General features: G+C 60.6%; 2 protein-coding genes. Both read right to left on the minus strand.

What is annotated here, in order from left to right:
- Position 1: 1 nt before the first annotated feature.
- Entirely contained in the window at positions 2-2,935 is a 2,934-nt protein-coding gene (locus AWC17_RS06305; RefSeq protein WP_042909973.1) for an MMPL/RND family transporter, read from the minus strand.
- Positions 2,932-3,016: MmpS family transport accessory protein (locus tag AWC17_RS33970; RefSeq protein ID WP_218621756.1), on the minus strand; the 85-nt coding region annotated here is incomplete at its 5' end. The genes AWC17_RS33970 and AWC17_RS06305, both read right to left, overlap by 4 nt.

Raw genomic sequence — 3,016 nt, forward strand, 5'->3', positions numbered from 1 at the left:
CTTAGTAGTGCGGTGAGGCCGCCGGGAACCGGTCGGTGGTCGCCGACTGCGGGTCATCTTGCCGGGGCAGCAGGTAGGCGCGAACCGCCGAACGTGGCCCGTAGGGCCGAAGTAGCTGGCTGGCCGGGCGAGTGCGTACTTGTTGCGGCCACCAGAACCAGCGCCCCAGCAGCGCGGCGACGGACGGCATCATGAATGAGCGCACGATCAGGGTGTCGAACAGCAGACCCAGGCCGATGGTGGTGCCGACCTGCCCGACGACTTTCAAATCGCTGAATATGAACGAGGCCATGGTGGCGGCGAAGACCAGGCCCGCAGACGTCACCACCGCACCGGTGCCGGCCATCGAGCGGATGATTCCGGTTTTCAAACCGGCACCGATTTCTTCTTTGAAACGGGACACCAGCAGCAGGTTGTAGTCGGATCCGACGGCCAGCATCAAGATGATGGACATCGCCAGCACCATCCAGTGCAGTTTGAAGCCGATGATGTCCTGCCACACCAGCACGGACAGTCCGAACGAGGCGCCCAACGAGATCAGCACCGTGCCCACGATGGTGACCGCGGCGACCAGGCTTCGGGTGATGATCAGCATGATGATCAAAATCAGGCTGGCCGCAGCTATTGCCGCGATCATCAGGTCGTATTTGGAGCCGTCGCGCATGTCCTTGTAGACCGCGGCGGTGCCGGCAAGGTAGATCTTGGCGCCCTCCAGCGGAGTTCCCTTGATGGCTTCCTTGGCTGCGTTCTTGATCGGCTCGACGTGCGAAATGCCTTCCGGGGTCGCGGGATCCCCTTCATGGGAGATGATGAAGCGGGCCGCGTGCCCGTCCGGCGACAGGAACATCTTCAGACCGCGCTTGAAGTCGGGGTTGTCGAAGACTTCCGGCGGGATGTAGAACGAGTCGTCGTTCTTGGCGGCGTCGAAGGCCTGGCCCATGGCGGTCGAGTTTTGGCTCATCACGTCCATCTGGTCATACAGCGACGACATCGAGCTGTGCATGGTCAGCATCATTTGCTTCATGGTCGTCATGGTGGCGATCATGGGCGGCATCTGCGCCAGCATCTGCGGCATCAAGGCGTCCAGCTGAGATATGTCGCCGGCAAGATAGGTGAATTTTTCGGTGATCTGATCCAGACCGTCGAGCGCGTCGAAGAGGGATCGCAGCGACCAGCAGCCCGGGATGTCGAAGCAGTGCTTTTCCCAGTAGAAGTAGCTGCGAATCGGCCGGAAGAAATCATCGAAGTTGGCGATGTTGTCGCGCAATGTGTTTGTGACATCCAACATTTCATGCGTGAGGCCGTCCATGTGGTGGGTGACCGCGGCCATCTGCGAGGTGATGTTGTACATGCGCTGCATGGTGTCGATGGACTGTTGCATCGCGTCGGCCTGCTTGAGCATGTCGTCCATGCGCTGGTGCATGTACTGCTGGTTTTCGACCTGCGTGGTGTTTTGCATGCTGATCTGGAACGGGATTGAGGTGTGCTCGATCGGCGTTCCCAGCGGCCGGGTGATCGCCTGGACGCGCGCGACACCCGGGATGTGGAAGACCCCCCTGGCGATCCGGTCCAACACCAGCATGCCCGCCGGGTTGCGCATGTCGTGATCGGTCTCGATCATCAACAATTCCGGATTCATCCGGGACGCGGGGAAATGCCGTTCGGCGGCGGCGTAGCCGATATTCGCGGGGACGCTCGGGGGTAAATACAGCCGGTTGTCGTAATTGGTTTGATAACCGGGTAGGGCGAGTAGACCGATGAGGGCGATCGCGACTGACACCGCGAGAATTGGCCCGGGCCAGCGCACGATCGCGGTGCCCACCCGTCGCCATCCCCGGGTCCGCATCTTGCGCTTAGGATCGAACAGCTTGAAGAAACTGCCGACGGTCAGGACCGCCGGACCCAAGGTCAGCGCGGCAGCAACGGCGACCAGCATCCCGACCGCACAAGGGATACCCATAGTCTGGAAATACGGAAGCCGGGTAAAGCTCAGGCAATACATCGCACCGGCAATAGTCAGGCCAGAGCCAAGGACGACGTGCGCGGTTCCGTGGAACATGGTGTAGAAGGCTTTTTCGCGGTCCTCGCCTAGGCCGCGCGCCTCTTGATATCGGCCGAGAATAAAGATCGCATAGTCTGTCCCAGCGGCGATGGCCAACAGCACCAAAATATTAACCGCGAAGGTCGACAATCCCATGATGTTGTTGTAGGCCAGGAAAGCGACAACCCCCCGAGCCGCCATCACCTCGATCACCACCATGAACAACGTGCTGAACACGGTGATAATCGAGCGGTATACCCACAGCAACATCACGATGATCACCACGAAGGTGATGATCGTGACCTTCTGGAGGCTCTTTTGTCCGGCCCAGTGCTGATCGGCGATCAACGCCCCAGCGCCGGTCACATAGGCCTTGACCCCCGACGGCGCAGGCACGCTGTCCACGATCTTGCGGACCGCCGCGACAGACTCGCTGGCCAGGCTCTCGCCCTGGTTACCAGCAAGATACGCCTGCACATAGGCGGCCTTGCCGTCAGAGCTTTGCGAACCGGCGGCCGTCAGCGGATCCCCCCAGAAGTCCTGGACGTGCTGGACGTGCTTCGTGTCAGCCTCGAGTTTGCGGACGATCTGGTCGTAGAAATGGTGGGCCTCATCGCCCAGCGGCTTGTCACCTTCCAGCACGATCATGACCGCACTGTCACTGTTGAATTCGTTGAATACTTTGCCGATGTGCTTCATCGCTTGCATCGACGGCGCGTCCTTGGGGCTCATCGACACGGTGTGTTCTTCGGCGACCGCGTCCAGCGATGGAACCAAGACGCTGAGGACGACGACAAGCCCCACCCAGGCAAAGACGACGGGCACCGCGAGTTTGTGGACCGTTCGCGCGAAAACCGGCATATGCGGCAGCCCTGCGGCCCGGTCATCGGTCATGCGGACTTCACTATGCAGAACGTTTGCGCATTCATACCCTGACTCGACCTTTCGTCCTTGACCACCTCGTCCACGATGATC

The sequence above is a fragment of the Mycobacterium nebraskense genome (genome assembly GCF_002102255.1).
In the GTDB taxonomy this organism is placed as follows: Bacteria; Actinomycetota; Actinomycetes; order Mycobacteriales; family Mycobacteriaceae; genus Mycobacterium; species Mycobacterium nebraskense.

Bases quoted from the DNA above. Each gene is read 5' to 3' on its own strand.
- AWC17_RS06305 (WP_042909973.1), bottom strand. From the start codon at position 2,935: ATGACCGATGACCGGGCCGCAGGGCTGCCGCATATGCCGGTTTTCGCG.